We start from the raw sequence: 15,343 nt of genomic DNA on the forward strand, positions 1-15,343 counted from the left end.
CAACTAACGCTCCTGCTGGTAAGTGGGGTCGATGTGGTAACTGCCGGTCGCCGGGCCGTTGTTTCCGGCCTGACGGCCCTGCTGGATACCCCGTCGGAGGTTGGTCAGACGGCCGCGGACGTCGTCCGGCGCTCGCGAGACCTGCGGGCCGGTCTGTGCGTCGGCCTGCTGCTGCGCGGTGCCGGCCACGAGGTTCGCCCGCGGTACTCGGCGGGGCAGCCCCGAGGTCGTGATGCCCCCGGCGGCGGGCTGGCGCACGCGCTCGGCCTGCCGCATCAGCTCGTCGTTCGGCGAGGACCGCCAGCTGACGGTCGGCGAGTTGCCGTTCGCCGCCTGGGCGGGCTCGGCGGCCTGCTCCTGGCCGCGCTGCGGCAGCGGCTGCTGCGGGCGCTGCTGGGGAGCCGGAGCCGGGGCGGCCTGCTGCTGGGGTACGGCCGGCGCCTGACCGGAGGACTGCTGGCCCTCCTGGTGGAACCAGTTCGACTCCAGCGTGTCGAAGATCGGGCTGCGCTCGTTGCCGGTGCCCGGGGCCGGCGGCAGTGCCTCCGGCAGGGAGGCCTGCGGCAGCTGCGGGGCCTGGGGCTGCTGCGGGGCGTATCCGCCGACACCGGGGCCGCCGGGCCGCGGGGCCTGGTGGTCCGGGCGGGCGAACTGGCCCGTGGTGGACGGGTCCGCCGGACCGCGCAGCTCCGGGCGCTCGAACTGTCCGGTGGTGGACATGTTCTGGCCGGCCGGGGGCAGTGGGGCCCGCAGATCGGGACGCTCGAACTGACCGGTGGTGCTGTTGCCGGCCGGCGGGCGCGGGGCGTTGAAGTCCGGACGGGGGAACTCCGCCGTCGCACCGGGGCCCGAGAGCTCGTCGTGGCCGCGCGGGACGTCCGCCTGGCCGCCGCTGCGCGCCGGGTCGGCGCCCCAGCTGGTGGTCTGCGGGATCCCGGCGGGACCGCCGCCCGCACCCGGAAGCTCCGGACGGGGCGCGCCACCGCGCGGCGGCAGCTGCGGACGGTTGCCGCGGGGAGCCGGGGCGGCGGGTGCCTGGGCCGAGGGGACCGGGCCCGTGGGGGCGGGCTGCTGCGGCGCCTGCGGCCGCTCGAAGCCGTTGCCCTGCGGGAATCCGCCCTGACCGGAAGCCGTGGGCGCGGGCATCGGACGCGACGGGGGACCGCCGGCCGGACCGCGGCCCGGCAGCGGGGCACCGCCGCCGAAGCCACCCTGGCCCTGGCCGGTCGGAGCGCCCGGCATGCCCGGACCGCCCTGCGGACGCCCGCCGGTGCCGCCCTGCTGCGGACGTGCACCGGGACCGCCCTGCGGACCGCCATCACGTCCCGGCAGCGCGGCACGCTGGCCGCCGCCGGAGACCTGGCCGCGCTGCGGGCCGGCGCCCACGGGCTGACGTGCGCCGCCGCCCGGGACGGAACCCTGCGCGGAAGCACCCGGCATGCCCTGCTGGCCGCCGGCGCCCGGACCACCGGGAACGCCCTGACCGCCCTGGCCCGGCATCGGACCCGGCTTCTTGCCGCCCTGGGCGACGTCCACCGGCAGCATGACGAGGGCCGTCGTACCACCGGAGTCGGACGGGCGCAGCTGGATGCGGATGCCGTGTCGCAGGGACAGGCGGCCGACCACGAACAGGCCCATGCGGCGGGAGACGGAGACGTCCACGGTCGGCGGCGACGCGAGCCGCTCGTTGATCGCGGCGAGGTCCTCGGGGGAGAGGCCGATACCGGTGTCGTGGATCTCCACGAGCACACGGCCGTCGGGCAGCGCGTGACCGGTGACCTTGACCTTGGTCTGCGGGGAGGAGAACGAGGTGGCGTTCTCCAGCAGCTCGGCGAGCAGGTGCACGAGGTCGTTGACGACGCGGCCGGCGACATCGGTGCCGGGCACCGACGCCAGCTCGATGCGCTCGTACTGCTCCACCTCGGACGCGGCGGCGCGGAGCACGTCGACGAGCGGGACGGGGCGGGTCCACCGGCGGCCCGGCTCCTCGCCCGCGAGGACGAGGAGGTTTTCGCCGTTACGGCGCATACGGGTCGCGAGGTGGTCGAGCTTGAAGAGCGAGGACAGCTGGTCCGGGTCGGCCTCGCGCGACTCCAGCTCGGAGATGAGCGAGAGCTGGCGCTGGATGAGGCCCTGCGAACGGCGCGAGAGGTTGGTGAACATCGCGTTGACGTTGCCCCGGAGGAGGGCCTGCTCGGCGGCGAGGCGGACGGCCTCGCGGTGCACGTCGTCGAAGGCCGCGGCCACCTGGCCGATCTCGTCGCGGGTGTGCAGACCGACCGACTCCACGGACGTGTCCACGTCCTGCGGGTCGGAGTCGGACAGCTGCTTGACGAGCTCGGGCAGTCGGTCCTGGGCGACCCGGGTCGCGGTGTCCTGCAGGCGGCGCAGCGAGCGGATCATCGACCGCGCCATGACGAAGGCACCGACGAGCGAGACACCGAGGACGAGGAGGATCAGGGCACCGTTGATGATGGCGTCCTGCTGCGAGGAGTTCTTGAGCTCGCGGGCCTTCTGCTCCATGTCCTCGAGCAGGGTGAGCTCGATCTGCTTCATCGCCTGGACCTTGGTGTCGTCCGCGTCGTACCAGTCCATCCAGGACCGGTACTGCGTCTCCTTGGCGAACTGACCCTGGGTCGACAGGACGCGGCGGGTGTAGTGGTCCGCCTTGCCGATCTCCGCGTTGCCGTCACCGAGCACCGCGAGGAGTTCCTCGGGCTTGCCCTGGTAGACGAGTTCGAAGGTCTTCTTCGCCTGGCTCTCGCCGCGGAGCGCGGCGAGGGCGTACAGGCGGTCGTTCTCGGAGAGGGCGGTGGCCTGCGCGCCGCTGTCGGGCAGCGAGGCGGCGATGACGGCGCGCTGGATCGAGGCGTACTCCTTGGCGGAGGAGAAGGCCGCCAGGGCGCGCGTACGCTTGATCATCTCCGGGCTGGAGGTGGCCTGCGCCATGTCCTGGGAGAGCGAGAGCAGAGAGACGATCAGCGCGTTGTACTCGGTGACTGTCTGCTGGGCGCTGTTGCGGTACGCGTTCTTGCGGATTTCCTCGATGCCGGTGAGCTGGCGGCCGATCTGCAGGATGTTGTTGCGGATCGACTTGAGGGTCTCGTCCTTGTCCTCCGCGCTGTCGACCTTGTCGGTCGCGGCGGCGAAAGACTTGGCGGCGGCGTCGGTCTGGTCGCGGACACCCGTGACGAGGGTGTTGGGCTTGCCCGACTTGTCGGCCGACAGCGGACCCGCGGACCTGTCCCGCTCCTCCTGGAGCATGGCGGCCAGGTTGGTGGCCTGCCGGGTCATCGTCGTCAGCAGCTGCATGTGCTCCAGCTGGTCGATGTCGTTGAGCGAGTCGTTGATGCGGAAGCCACCGAGCGTGGTGGCGGCGACGACCGGCAGGGTCAGCAGCGACACGAGTCGCGTGCTGATGCGCCAGTTCTGCATGGCGAATCGCGAACCGGGCCCGCTGGGGGCCTTCGGTATCGCCACGTCCTTGTCGGCGGGCTCTTCGCTCTTCGCCTTGCCCCGGGGCTTGAGGCGTGCCTTCCCCTTCACGGCGTTCACCGTGGCGGAGGAGTCGGAGCGTGCGCCTTCGACAGCCGGCCCGCGGTTCTGGGCGTGCTGGGGCGAGGAGCCACGGTCGGTCCCGCCGCGCGGCTCCTGCTCCGCCGCAGCGCTGCCATCCCTCTTGAATCGTCCCTGCACTAGCGTCGCAACCTCTGGACCAGGCGTCCCGCCGGGCGACCGGTGGGACGGTGTCGAGTCGTGGGGCATTTCGGCCCCATGGTGGTCGTCGGTGACCGGCGCGTCTCCCTCTCCTTGCCGCCGCGCGCGGCGCTGTGTCGCGCCACCTGCGCGCCGGCTGTTCCCGCGGCGGTCCCGCGAATTCCAGCACAGTGGCGGATCTCCAACAAGGTGCGCGTGTCGGCCCGGGAGGTTGGTGACTTCCCGTGATGGAGGCACTACGCGATGTGGTGCGCGTTTAGGGAGGAAACGGACTTACGCCATCCAAACACGGTGGCTGGCAAGGTGTCCCAGTCGAGATGATCAGGAGCGGAATGGCTGATTCAGTGGCGCAATGTCCGTTTCGCCACCCTACATCGACCGCCCGTTATGCCCGTATTGCCTGGTCACGGGTGAGCAAACTCACACAGCCGTGGCCATTACTTCCCGGTTGAGCCGGGGAATCGGATGTTTAGCCTTGCCCTTTACAGGGTTGACGGATCCGACAACCCCCACCCCACAACCGAGCCGAGGGCCCGAGACACCGTGAAGACGACGATGATGTTCCGCAACATAGCCAACCCCCGCCGCACCACCCTCGCGCACCTCAAGGACGCCGAGGAGCTGCAGGCGGCCGAGGCTCCGGAGCACGCCGTCGAGCTCCCCACCCAGACCGCGAACCCGCGCCGCACGATCCTGATGGACGCGCCGGTCGCCGCCGCGCAGTAAGCCACTCGGCAAAAGGAGCGCGAAGCGCCGCTGCCCGCCGCGTTAGCCTGGGGACGCAGACTCCAGCCAGCGGAAATACAGAGGGGCAGACGCAACACGTGCGCATCGCCAGGTTCTCCATCGACGGCAATGTCGCGTTCGGCGCGGTCGAGGGCAGCACTGCCCCCGGCGCCGAGGGTGAGCTCGTCCTCGACATCATCAAGGGCATTCCGTTCGCGGACTTCGAGCTCTCGGGCACGAAGGTCCCGCTGAGCAAGGTCCGGCTGCTGCCGCCCGTGCTCCCGAACAAGGTCGTGGCCATCGGCCGCAACTACGCGGAGCACGCGGCGGAGCTCGGAAACCAGGTCCCTGACGTCCCGATCACCTTCTTCAAGCCGTCCACCTCGGTGGTCGGTCCGGGCGACCCGATCACGTACCCCTCCTTCTCCCAGGACCTCCACCACGAGGCGGAGCTCGCCGTGGTCATCGGCCGCATGTGCCGCGAGGTCCCGAAGGAGCGCGTCAAGGACGTGATCCTCGGCTACACCTGCGCCAACGACGTCACCGCGCGCGACGTCCAGCAGCGCGAGAAGCAGTGGGCCCGGGCCAAGGGCTTCGACAGCTCCTGCCCCCTCGGCCCGTGGATCGAGACCGAGCTCGACCCGAGCGATCTGACCATCCAGTGCACCGTGAACGGCGAACAGCGCCAGCTCGGCCGCACCAGCGACATGGTCCGCTCCATCGAGGACCTGATCGTCCACATCACCGAGGCCATGACGCTGCTCCCCGGCGACGTCATCCTCACGGGGACCCCGGCCGGAGTCGGCCCCCTCAACGTCGGCGACGAGGTCGCCGTCACCATCGAAGGCATCGGCACTCTCACCAACAAGGTGATCAAGCGTGGCTAACGCGAACGTCCGCGTACGTTTCTGTCCCTCCCCGACCGGCAACCCCCACGTGGGTCTGGTCCGGACCGCCCTCTTCAACTGGGCGTTCGCCCGCCACCACGGCGGTACGTTCGTCTTCCGCATCGAGGACACCGACGCGGCCCGCGACTCCGAGGAGTCGTACGGCCAGCTGCTCGACTCGCTGCGCTGGCTCGGCTTCACCTGGGACGAGGGCCCCGAGGTGGGCGGCCCGCACGCCCCGTACCGCCAGTCCGAGCGCATGGACATCTACGCGGACATCGCCCAGCGCCTGCGCGACGGCGGCTACGCGTACGACTGCTACTGCACCACCGAGGAGCTGGACGCGCGCCGTGCCGCCGCACGCGCCGCCGGCAAGCCCTCCGGCTACGACGGCCACTGCCGCGAGCTGACCCAGGTGCAGCTGGAGGCCTTCCAGGGCGAGCACCGCCCCTCGATCGTCCGCTTCCGGATGCCCGACGAGACGATCACCTTCACGGACCTGGTCCGCGGCGAGATCTCCGTCACCCCGGAGAACGTCTCCGACTTCGGCATCCTGCGGGCCAACGGCGCGCCGCTGTACACGCTCGTCAACCCGGTCGACGACGCGCTGATGCAGATCACCCACGTGCTCCGCGGCGAGGACCTGCTGTCCTCCACCCCGCGCCAGATCGCGCTCTACAAGGCGCTGATGGAGCTCGGCGTCGCCACGGGCGTCCCGCAGTTCGGCCACCTGCCGTACGTCATGGGCGAGGGCAACAAGAAGCTCTCCAAGCGCGACCCGGAGAGCTCGCTCAACCTGTACCGCGAGCGCGGCTTCCTCCCCGAGGGCCTGCTGAACTACCTCTCGCTCCTCGGCTGGTCCTTCTCCAAGGACCAGGACATCTTCTCGATCGAGGAGATGGTGGCGAAGTTCGACATCCCGGACGTCAACGCCAACCCGGCGCGCTTCGACCTCAAGAAGGCCGAGGCCATCAACGCCGACCACATCCGCCTGCTGGACCCGAAGGCCTTCGCGGACGCCTGCGCCCCGTGGCTGCAGGCCCCGCACGCCAACTGGGAGGCGGAGGACTTCGACGCCGAGGCCTGGGCGGCCATCGCGCCGTACGCCCAGACCCGCGTGACCGTCCTGTCGGACATCACCGCCAACGTCGACTTCCTGTTCCGCAAGGAGCCGGTCGAGGACCAGGCGTCCTGGGACAAGGCGATGAAGGGCGAGCCCGCGGCCCTCCTGACCACCGCCCGCGCCCACCTGGACGTGGCCGACTGGAGCGACCCCGAGTCCCTCAAGCAGGCCGTCCTGACCGCCGGCGAGGCCCACGGGCTCAAGCTCGGCAAGGCCCAGGCCCCGGTCCGCGTGGCCGTCACCGGCCGCACGGTCGGCCTGCCGCTCTTCGAGTCCCTGCAGATCCTGGGCAAGGAGCGCTCGCTGTCCCGCATCGACGCGGCCCTGGCCAAGCTCACCGCGTAAGCGAGCCCGTACTCCCTCAGGGGCGGCAGCCGGAATCCCCGGCCGCCGCCCCTGAGGTGTTTCGGCAAACCCCGGGGGCGGCGCCCGGCGATGTCGTAGCGTCGGAGGTATGCCGATCCGCGCCGTGCTCTGGGACATCGACGACACCCTGTTCGACTACACCGGGGCGGACAGCGCCGGCCTCGCGCGCCGGCTCGGCGAGGAGGGCATCGCGCAGCGGTACGGGTCCCCCGCGCAGGCGCTCGCCCTGTGGCGGGAGATCACCACCCGCCACTGGGACCGCTTCGCCGCCGGGGAGGTGAGCTTCCCGGAGCAGCGCCGGGACCGGGTGCGGGACTTCCTCGGGGAGCCCGGGATGAGCGCCGCCGAGGCCGACGGCTGGTTCGACCGGTACGTCGAGCACTACAAGGCCGCCTGGACGCTGTTCCCCGACGTGGTGCCCGTACTGGACGCCCTCGCGGCCGGCTACCGGCACGGGGTGCTCTCCAACTCCTCCGCGGTCAACCAGGACCCCAAGCTGCGCCACCTCGGGCTGCGCGAGCGCTTCGAGGTGCTCGTGTGCGCCGCGGAACTGGGCGTCAGCAAGCCCGAGGCGGCGGCCTTCCTGGCGGCCTGCGCCGCGCTCGGGCTGCCGCCGGGCGACGTGGCGTACGTGGGGGACCAGCCGGAGATCGACGCGCGCGGCGCCCGCGACGCCGGGCTGACCGCGATCTGGCTCGACCGCGACGGCGGGCGCGGGCCGGGCCCCGACGGCGTGCACCGGATTGCCGGGCTCGCCCGGCTCCCGGAGCTGCTGGCCTCCGATACCCGTTTTGGAGCACGGTCAGGCATCCGGTAATGTTCTTTCTGCGCCGCCGGAGCGGGCCGAAAGGCCGGACGGAGGCGCCACTCGAAAGAAAATCCCCCCAGGGGGTTGACTTTCGGTGGGGTATAGTGTAATTGGCAACACGAGGGTTTCTGGTTCCCTTATTCTAGGTTCGAGTCCTGGTACCCCAGCGCAGTGCAGTAGTAACGCAGTGCTTAGCCCCCGTTGTGTAGCGGCCTAGCACGCCGCCCTCTCAAGGCGGTAGCGCCGGTTCGAATCCGGTCGGGGGTACAGATCCTTCCCGCAAGATCTTCATTTGGGTAGCTCCCGGACGTCTTGATGCAGGATCGCTAGGGCCCCCGTTGTGTAGCGGCCTAGCACGCCGCCCTCTCAAGGCGGTAGCGCCGGTTCGAATCCGGTCGGGGGTACTGGTCTGGTATAGACCACATTGGGCTATGGTGTAATTGGCAACACGAAGGTTTCTGGTTCCTTTGTTCTAGGTTCGAGTCCTGGTAGCCCAGCGCAGTACAGAGCAAGCCCCCGTTGTGTAGCGGCCTAGCACGCCGCCCTCTCAAGGCGGTAGCGCCGGTTCGAATCCGGTCGGGGGTACGCACTGAAGAGGCCCTCCGCGTTCGTCGCGGAGGGCCTCTTCGCTGTTCCCGAACGCCCGGCCCCGTGCCGGGCCTCCGGACAAGTACGGGCCCGGAGGCGCGTGTTCGGACGTGTGCGGCGTCGTACGCGCCCCCGGGCCCGGGGGATGGGGGAGAGGCCTGCGGCCGGGAAGGGTCAGCCGGAGCGGCGCAGGGCCTCCGTCAGGCGGGCGGCCGCGTCGATGACGGCCTGGGCGTGCATCCGGCCCGGGTGGCGGGTCAGGCGCTCGATCGGCCCGGAGACCGACACGGCGGCCACCACGCGGTTCGACGGCCCGCGCACCGGCGCCGAGACCGACGCCACGCCGGGCTCCCGCTCGCCGATCGACTGCGCCCAGCCGCGGCGTCGTACGCCCGACAGGGCCGTCGCCGTGAAGCGCGCGCCCTGCAGCCCGCGGTGGAGCCGCTCGGGCTCCTCCCAGGCCATCAGGATCTGCGCGGCCGAGCCGGCCTTCATCGGGAGCGTGGAGCCCACCGGGACGGTGTCCCGGAGGCCCGACAGCCGCTCCGCGGCCGCGACACAGATGCGCATGTCGCCCTGACGCCGGTAGAGCTGCGCGCTCTCGCCCGTCACGTCACGGAGGTGGGTGAGTACCGGTCCCGCCGTGGCCAGCAGGCGGTCCTCGCCGGCCGCCGCGGCGAGCTCAGCCAGCCGCGGTCCGAGGATGAACCGGCCCTGCATGTCCCTCGCCACCATCCGGTGGTGTTCCAGTGCCACGGCCAGGCGATGTGCCGTGGGTCGTGCGAGCCCTGTCGCCGCGACCAGCCCGGCGAGGGTGGCCGGACCGGACTCCAGTGCGCTCAGTACCAGAGCTGCCTTGTCGAGAACGCCGACGCCGCTAGAGTTGTCCATGAAACGATATTCGCGTCTCACACTGTGAAACGCAAGTTCAATTTTTCCAAGAAACAGCGAGTCTGTATGTACGGGTCCACGAACCACTGGATCCGGGACGGTGAGCCGGAGGGAAAGCGATGGGTAGGACACTCGCGGAGAAGGTCTGGGACGACCATGTCGTCCGGCGCGCCGAGGGCGAGCCCGACCTCCTCTTCATCGATCTGCACCTGCTGCACGAGGTGACCAGCCCCCAGGCCTTCGAGGGCCTGCGTCAGGCCGGCCGCAAGGTCCGTCGGCTCGACCTCACCATCGCCACCGAGGACCACAACACCCCCACCATCGACATCGACAAGCCGATCGCGGACCCGGTCTCCCGGGCCCAGCTGGAGACGCTGCGCAGCAACTGCGCGGAGTTCGGCGTACGCCTGCACTCCCTGGGCGACGTGGAGCAGGGCGTCGTCCACGTCGTGGGACCGCAGCTGGGCCTGACCCAGCCGGGCACCACCGTGGTCTGCGGCGACTCCCACACCTCCACGCACGGCGCCTTCGGTGCGCTGGCCTTCGGCATCGGCACCAGCCAGGTCGAGCACGTGCTGGCCACCCAGACGCTGCCGCTGGCCCGACCCAAGACGATGGCCATCACCGTCACCGGCGAGCTGGCCGAGGGCGTCACCGCCAAGGACCTGATCCTGGCGATCATCGCCAAGATCGGCACCGGCGGCGGCCAGGGCTACATCCTGGAATACCGCGGCGAGGCCATCGAGAAGCTCTCGATGGAAGCGCGCATGACCATCTGCAACATGTCGATCGAGGCCGGCGCCCGCGCGGGCATGATCGCCCCCGACCGGACCACCTTCGACTACCTCGAGGGCCGCGACCACGCCCCCGAAGGTGCGGACTGGGACGCGGCGGTCGCGTACTGGAAGACCCTGCGCACCGACGACGACGCCGTCTTCGACGCCGAGGTCGTCATCGACGGCGCCACGCTGTCCCCGTTCGTCACCTGGGGCACCAACCCGGGCCAGGGCGCGCCCCTGTCGGCGAACGTCCCCGACCCGGCTTCGTACGAGGACGCTTCGGAGCGCCACGCCGCCGAAAAGGCCCTGGAGTACATGGGGTTGACCGCCGGGCAGCCGCTGCGCGACATCAAGGTCGACACCGTCTTCGTAGGTTCGTGCACCAACGGCCGCATCGAGGACCTGCGCGCCGTCGCCGGCATCATCGGGGGCCGCAAAGTCGCCGACGGCGTACGGATGCTGGTCGTCCCGGGCTCCGTCCGGGTCGCCCTGCAGGCCGTGGAGGAGGGCCTGGACAAGGTCTTCAAGGAGGCCGGCGCCGAATGGCGGCACGCGGGCTGTTCGATGTGTCTGGGCATGAACCCCGACCAACTGGCCCCCGGTGAGCGCTCCGCGTCCACCTCCAACCGCAACTTCGAGGGCCGGCAGGGCAAGGGCGGGCGGACCCACCTGGTCTCCCCGCAGGTGGCCGCCGCCACCGCGGTGCTGGGCCATCTGGCCTCGCCCGCCGACCTGTCCGACGCCAACGCGACCGCCGGAGTCTGAGAACCATGGAAGCCTTCACCACCCACACCGGCCGGGCCGTCCCGCTGCGCCGCAGCAACGTCGACACCGACCAGATCATCCCGGCCCACTGGCTGAAGAAGATCACCCGCGACGGGTTCGAGGACGGGCTCTTCGAGGCCTGGCGCAAGGACCCGGAGTTCGTCACGAACCGCCCGGAGCGCCAGGGCGCGACCGTGCTGGTCGCCGGCCCCGACTTCGGCACCGGTTCCTCGCGCGAGCACGCCGTCTGGGCCCTGCAGAACTTCGGGTTCAAGACGGTCATCTCCTCCCGCTTCGCCGACATCTTCCGCGGCAACTCGCTGAAGAACGGTCTGCTGACGGTGGTCCTGCCGCAGGAGACCGTCGACCGGCTGTGGGCGCTGACCGAGGCCGACCCGACCGCCGAGGTCACGGTCGACCTGGTCGCCCGCCAGGTCCGCGCGGCGGGAATCGAGGCGGAGTTCGAACTCGACGACAACGCCCGCTGGCGTCTGCTGGAGGGTCTGGACGACATCTCGCTCACCCTTCAGAACGAAGCGGACATCGCCACGTACGAAAGCGCCCGGCCGAGCTTCAAGCCGCGCACGATTCAGGCCTGATTCCTGCCTGATCAGCGCTTATTCACCCTTGGGTGATCACATCGACAACACTGTGCCCCCCGCCTTCCGGCGGGGGGCACAGCCGTGTGTTGAGGCCCCGTGAGGCGACAACTCGCCCCAGATGGCACAATCTGTGCATGGAACGCGACAGTCAACTTGAGCTCTACGAACTCGTCGCGGACCGGCTGAAAGAAGCACACGCAAAGGTGCGCACACTGCAAGTCCCGGAGGCGGTAAGGATGGCGCTGTCCCGGAAGCTGTTGGTCGTCACGGCCGCGGCGAAGCACGATCTCGCCGATGCGGCAAGGCGCCTGGACAGGTTGATGAAGGACCTCGACGAGGGTCGATTCCCTGAAGGCGACTGATGCGAAGGAACTCCGTAACGACCTACACCGTTGCGGCACTAGGGTGATTAGCCCGTTTCGTGTTTGATTTGCGGTATATATCCGCCTAACGTGCGAAATAAGCTTGAACACATTCGTTCTGGCGAAGTCTCCGAAGGGGAAGACGTGAACAAGGCGCAGCTCGTAGAAGCGATTGCCGACAAGCTGGGCGGCCGCCAGCAGGCCGCGGACGCTGTCGACGCGGTACTGGACGCGATGGTCCGCGCTGTGGTCGCGGGCGACCGGGTCTCGGTCACGGGCTTCGGCTCGTTCGAGAAGGTCGACCGCCCGGCCCGCTACGCACGTAACCCGCAGACGGGTGAGCGCGTCCGGGTCAAGAAGACCTCTGTTCCCCGCTTCCGTGCGGGCCAGGGCTTCAAGGACCTGGTCGCGGGCACCAAGAAGCTGCCCAAGGGCGGCGAGGTGTCGGTGAAGAAGGCGCCCAAGGGCAGCCTCTCCGGCGGAGCTTCCGCGACGGTCAAGAAGGCCGCGGCCAAGAAGGCCACCACCGCCAAGAAGGCGGCGGCGAAGACCGCGGTCGCCAAGAAGACCACCGCCAAGAAGGTCGCCACCGCCAAGAAGGTGGTCGCCAAGACCGCCGCGGCGAAGAAGACCACCGCGACGGCGAAGAAGACCACCGCCACGGCCAAGAAGGCCGCGCCGACGGCGAAGAAGACCACCGCCACCGCCAAGAAGACGGCTCCGGCGGCCAAGAAGGCCACTGCGAAGACCACGGCGCCCGCCAAGAAGACGACGGCGCGCAAGACCACCGCGAAGAAGACCACGGCCCGCAAGAAGTAAGGCCACGAGTCACACACGCCGGGCCGGTTTCCCCTCCCTGGGGAAGCCGGCCCGCGGTGCTGTCCGTGCAGGTCAGAAGGCCGGCACGGCCGAGGCTCAGAAGGTCTGCAGGGTGATCAGGGTGATCCGCAGCGCCGGCCCCTCGCCGTCCGTCTCGATCCGGACCCGCTGCCCGGGGCGCAGCAGCCGCAGGCCGCCCGCGTCGAACGCCGGGGCCTCGAAGGGCACCGGGGTGCCGTCGTCCAGCAGCACACTGCCGCTGCGGGTCTGGGAGTCGTACGTGTACGCGGTCGCCTGCATACCGGCACTGTATCGGGCCGTGTGACGGCCCACACCGAGGGCGAGGGCCGTCCGCAGATCCGCGGCCGTGTCCACGTCCCGGCGCACGCTCTCGACATCCGCGAGCGCTATTTCCGCAGCTCCCGACGCCGAATGCCGGGCCCGCGACGGGCCTCCGAACGAGGGTGCCAATTCCACGTCCGGCGCAGCGGAAAGCAGGGTCGTACCGATTCCCGCCGCATCCGCCAGAAATGCCCGGGGAAATGCGGATGCGACTTCGAGCACGCGTAGCAATTCCGGCGGCCGTAGCGCGGGCAGATCCGCGTTCATCGCGGCCACCGCCGCCCCGGGCCGCCCGGCGCGTATCTCCCGCGCCCCGTGGGCCAGCGCCGCGTTGAGCCCGGCGGCCGGGGTGTCCGGCACGATCCGCGCCCCGAGCCGGGCCAGTTCCGCACCGGCCCGTGCGTCGTCCGTGACGACCACCACATCCGTTACTGCCGCGCAGGCCAGCGCCCCTGCCACGGTGTCCTGCGCGAACGCCAGCGCGAGCCCGGGACGGGACGCGCCCACGGCCGCCGCGAGACGGCTCTTGGCCACCGCCAGAGGCTTCAGCGGGACCACCAGACTCCAGACCGCGTTCGTGGCGGGCCCCTTCCCTCCGGTGCGCGTCCTTGCACGGATCGACCAAGGCCGGGTCATGGCCGGGTCATGCGTCGGCCCATTGTCACCTCTGCCCGGTCGACCCGGCGGTCCGGTGCTCCGGGCGGGGCGTACGGTGTTCTCGACAGAGACCGGACCTGAGGCCACACTTGTCCGGCCGACGAGGTGCCCAAGCCACGCACCGGTCCTAGAGGAAGGTGTCCGAGTGTCCCGCCGCAGAATCGGCTTCTGGTACCGCCTGGCGGCGGTCATCGCAAAACCGCCGCTGGTGGTGCTCTTCAAGCGGGACTGGCGGGGAATGGATCACATTCCGGCCGACGGCGGGTTTATCACGGCCGTCAATCACAACTCGTATCTGGACCCGCTCTCCTACGCGCACTTCCAGTACAACACCGGCCGGGTGCCCCGATTGCTCGCCAAGGCGGCCCTCTTCAAGGTCCCCTTTGTCGGGGCGATCCTGCGCGGCTCCGGCCAGATCCCGGTCTACCGCGAGACCACCAACGCCCTGGACGCATTCCGGGCCGCCGTGGACGCCATCGAGCGCGGCGAATGCGTGGCCTTTTATCCGGAAGGCACCCTCACCCGCGATCCGGACATGTGGCCGATGGCCGGCAAGACCGGCGCGGCCCGGGTCGCGCTGATGACCAAGGCGCCGGTCATTCCGGTGGCCCAGTGGGGCGCGAACCTCGCGATGCCGCCCTACGCCAAGGAGGACAAGGTGCGGCTGTTCCCGCGCAAGACCCTCCAGGTGCTCGCCGGACCTCCCGTGGACCTCTCCGAGTTCTACGACCGGGAGCCCACCTCGGACGTGCTCAAGGCCGCCACGGAGACGATCATGGAGGCCATCACGGGGCTGCTGGAGGAGCTGCGCGGCGAGAAGGCGCCCGAGCAGCCGTACGACCATCGCAGGGCCAGGGCGGATCAGCGGCGCAAGGCCGCGGGGGAGGACCTGAAGTGACACGTCCCGTGAAGGCAGCCGTCTTCGGAACCGGCTCCTGGGGCACGGCCTTCGGCATGGTGCTCGCCGACGCAGGCTGCGAGGTGACCCTCTGGGGCCGCCGCCGCGAGGTCGTCGACGCCGTCAACACCGGCCGGACCAACCCGGACTACTTCCCGGACGTCGAACTCCCCGCCAACATGCGCGCCACCACCGACCCGGCCGAGGCCGCGGCCGGCGCCGATTTCGCGGTCCTCGCCATCCCCTCCCAGACCCTGCGCGGCAACCTCGCCGAATGGGCCCCGCTGCTGCCCGCCGACGCCGTGCTCGTCTCCCTGATGAAGGGCATCGAACTCGGCACCGCCAAGCGGATGAGCGAGGTCATCGAGGAGGTGGCCAAGGTCCCCGCCGAGCGCGTCGCCGTCGTCACCGGCCCCAACCTGGCCCGTGAGATCGCCGCCCGGCAGCCGGCCGCCGCCGTCGTCGCCTGCTCCGACGAAGCCGTCGCGCAGCGCCTCCAGGCGGCTTGCCACACCCCGTACTTCCGCCCGTACACGAGCACCGACGTCATCGGCTGCGAGCTGGGCGGCGCCGTCAAGAACGTCATCGGCCTCGCCGTCGGCATCGCGGACGGCATGGGCCTGGGCGACAACACCAAGGGCTCGCTCATCACCCGCGGCCTCGCCGAAGCGACCCGGCTGGGCCTGGCGATGGGCGCCGACCCGCTCACCTTCTCCGGCCTCGCGGGCCTCGGCGACCTCGTCGCCACCTGCTCCTCGCCGCTCTCCCGCAACCACACCTTCGGCACCAACCTCGGCCGCGGAATGACCCTCGAGGAGACCATCGCGGTCACCAAGCAGACCGCCGAAGGGGTCAAGTCCTGCCAGTCCGTGGCAGATCTGGCACGGCGCCACGGAGTGGACATGCCGATCACCGACACGGTCGTCGACATCGTCCACCACGGCAAGCCCCCGCTGGTCGCGCTCAAGGAACTGATGGGACGCAGCGCCAAACCGGAACGGCGCTGACTCCAT

Annotated in this window: 12 protein-coding genes, 5 tRNA genes and 1 pseudogene; 15 read left to right on the forward strand and 3 right to left on the reverse strand. The window is 70.4% G+C overall.

Going from position 1 to position 15,343, the window contains the following annotated elements; translation table 11 throughout:
• Positions 1 to 3 precede the first annotated feature (3 nt).
• Positions 4 to 3,696: a nitrate- and nitrite sensing domain-containing protein gene (locus ACZ49B_RS02265; RefSeq protein ID WP_468299597.1), complete on the reverse strand. Its 3,693-nt coding sequence runs from the start codon at positions 3,694 to 3,696 to the stop codon at positions 4 to 6.
• A gap of 564 nt (positions 3,697 to 4,260) precedes the next feature.
• Between ACZ49B_RS02265 and ACZ49B_RS02270 the strand changes: the two genes are divergently transcribed.
• From ACZ49B_RS02270 to ACZ49B_RS02310, 9 genes are all read left to right on the forward strand, one after another.
• Positions 4,261 to 4,443, forward strand: a complete 183-nt coding sequence (locus tag ACZ49B_RS02270) for a hypothetical protein (protein WP_383515507.1) — start codon at positions 4,261 to 4,263, stop codon at positions 4,441 to 4,443.
• A gap of 98 nt (positions 4,444 to 4,541) precedes the next feature.
• Complete coding sequence (locus ACZ49B_RS02275; RefSeq protein ID WP_383515357.1) at positions 4,542 to 5,330, forward strand: fumarylacetoacetate hydrolase family protein; 789 nt, start codon at positions 4,542 to 4,544, stop codon at positions 5,328 to 5,330.
• A complete protein-coding gene (gltX, locus tag ACZ49B_RS02280; protein ID WP_468299600.1) occupies positions 5,323 to 6,798 on the forward strand; it encodes a glutamate--tRNA ligase in 1,476 nt (491 codons plus the stop codon). Before ACZ49B_RS02275 ends, gltX begins: the two co-directional genes overlap by 8 nt.
• A gap of 109 nt (positions 6,799 to 6,907) precedes the next feature.
• Positions 6,908 to 7,636, forward strand: a complete 729-nt coding sequence (locus tag ACZ49B_RS02285; RefSeq protein ID WP_468299602.1) for an HAD family hydrolase — start codon at positions 6,908 to 6,910, stop codon at positions 7,634 to 7,636.
• An 86-nt stretch (positions 7,637 to 7,722) separates the two neighbouring features.
• Positions 7,723 to 7,794, forward strand: a tRNA-Gln gene (locus ACZ49B_RS02290).
• Positions 7,795 to 7,821: 27 nt separating this feature from the next.
• Positions 7,822 to 7,894, forward strand: a tRNA-Glu gene (locus ACZ49B_RS02295).
• 64 nt (positions 7,895 to 7,958) lie between these two features.
• Positions 7,959 to 8,031, forward strand: a tRNA-Glu gene (locus ACZ49B_RS02300).
• 21 nt (positions 8,032 to 8,052) lie between these two features.
• Positions 8,053 to 8,124: transfer RNA gene (locus tag ACZ49B_RS02305), tRNA-Gln, on the forward strand.
• Between the two features lie 15 nt (positions 8,125 to 8,139).
• A tRNA-Glu gene (locus ACZ49B_RS02310) sits at positions 8,140 to 8,212 on the forward strand.
• Between the two features lie 177 nt (positions 8,213 to 8,389).
• Here the strand turns inward: ACZ49B_RS02310 and ndgR are convergent.
• Complete coding sequence (gene ndgR / locus ACZ49B_RS02315; protein ID WP_030304142.1) at positions 8,390 to 9,106, reverse strand: IclR family transcriptional regulator NdgR; 717 nt, start codon at positions 9,104 to 9,106, stop codon at positions 8,390 to 8,392.
• A gap of 119 nt (positions 9,107 to 9,225) precedes the next feature.
• Here ndgR and leuC point away from each other — a divergent pair, with 119 nt between their 5' ends.
• The 4 genes from leuC to ACZ49B_RS02335 all read left to right on the forward strand — a co-directional run bounded on the left by leuC (position 9,226) and on the right by ACZ49B_RS02335 (position 12,433).
• A complete protein-coding gene (gene leuC, locus ACZ49B_RS02320) occupies positions 9,226 to 10,650 on the forward strand; it encodes a 3-isopropylmalate dehydratase large subunit (protein ID WP_468299604.1) in 1,425 nt (474 codons plus the stop codon).
• Positions 10,651 to 10,655: 5 nt separating this feature from the next.
• Positions 10,656 to 11,249: a 3-isopropylmalate dehydratase small subunit gene (leuD, locus tag ACZ49B_RS02325; RefSeq protein WP_468299606.1), complete on the forward strand. Its 594-nt coding sequence runs from the start codon at positions 10,656 to 10,658 to the stop codon at positions 11,247 to 11,249.
• A 137-nt stretch (positions 11,250 to 11,386) separates the two neighbouring features.
• A complete protein-coding gene (locus ACZ49B_RS02330; RefSeq protein WP_030298523.1) occupies positions 11,387 to 11,614 on the forward strand; it encodes an SCO5555 family protein in 228 nt (75 codons plus the stop codon).
• Positions 11,615 to 11,758: 144 nt separating this feature from the next.
• On the forward strand, positions 11,759 to 12,433 hold the full coding sequence (locus tag ACZ49B_RS02335; RefSeq protein ID WP_468299609.1) for an HU family DNA-binding protein: 675 nt from the start codon (positions 11,759 to 11,761) through the stop codon (positions 12,431 to 12,433).
• Between the two features lie 300 nt (positions 12,434 to 12,733).
• Here ACZ49B_RS02335 and cofC read toward each other — a convergent pair.
• Positions 12,734 to 13,393 (reverse strand): annotated as a pseudogene (gene cofC, locus ACZ49B_RS02340) (2-phospho-L-lactate guanylyltransferase); the annotation flags it as partial.
• 184 nt (positions 13,394 to 13,577) lie between these two features.
• Here cofC and ACZ49B_RS02345 point away from each other — a divergent pair.
• Both ACZ49B_RS02345 and ACZ49B_RS02350 read left to right on the forward strand, forming a co-directional pair.
• A complete protein-coding gene (locus ACZ49B_RS02345) occupies positions 13,578 to 14,330 on the forward strand; it encodes a lysophospholipid acyltransferase family protein (RefSeq protein ID WP_468299611.1) in 753 nt (250 codons plus the stop codon).
• On the forward strand, positions 14,327 to 15,337 hold the full coding sequence (locus tag ACZ49B_RS02350) for an NAD(P)H-dependent glycerol-3-phosphate dehydrogenase (protein WP_468299613.1): 1,011 nt from the start codon (positions 14,327 to 14,329) through the stop codon (positions 15,335 to 15,337). Before ACZ49B_RS02345 ends, ACZ49B_RS02350 begins: the two co-directional genes overlap by 4 nt.
• Positions 15,338 to 15,343 lie beyond the last annotated feature (6 nt).

This window comes from Streptomyces sp. NPDC031132, from assembly GCF_055570595.1.

Bases quoted from the DNA above. Each gene is read 5' to 3' on its own strand.
- ACZ49B_RS02285 (WP_468299602.1), top strand. From the start codon at position 6,908: ATGCCGATCCGCGCCGTGCTCTGGGACATCGACGACACCCTGTTCGAC.
- ndgR (WP_030304142.1), bottom strand. From the start codon at position 9,106: ATGGACAACTCTAGCGGCGTCGGCGTTCTCGACAAGGCAGCTCTGGTA.
- leuC (WP_468299604.1), top strand. From the start codon at position 9,226: ATGGGTAGGACACTCGCGGAGAAGGTCTGGGACGACCATGTCGTCCGG.
- leuD (WP_468299606.1), top strand. From the start codon at position 10,656: ATGGAAGCCTTCACCACCCACACCGGCCGGGCCGTCCCGCTGCGCCGC.
- ACZ49B_RS02330 (WP_030298523.1), top strand. From the start codon at position 11,387: ATGGAACGCGACAGTCAACTTGAGCTCTACGAACTCGTCGCGGACCGG.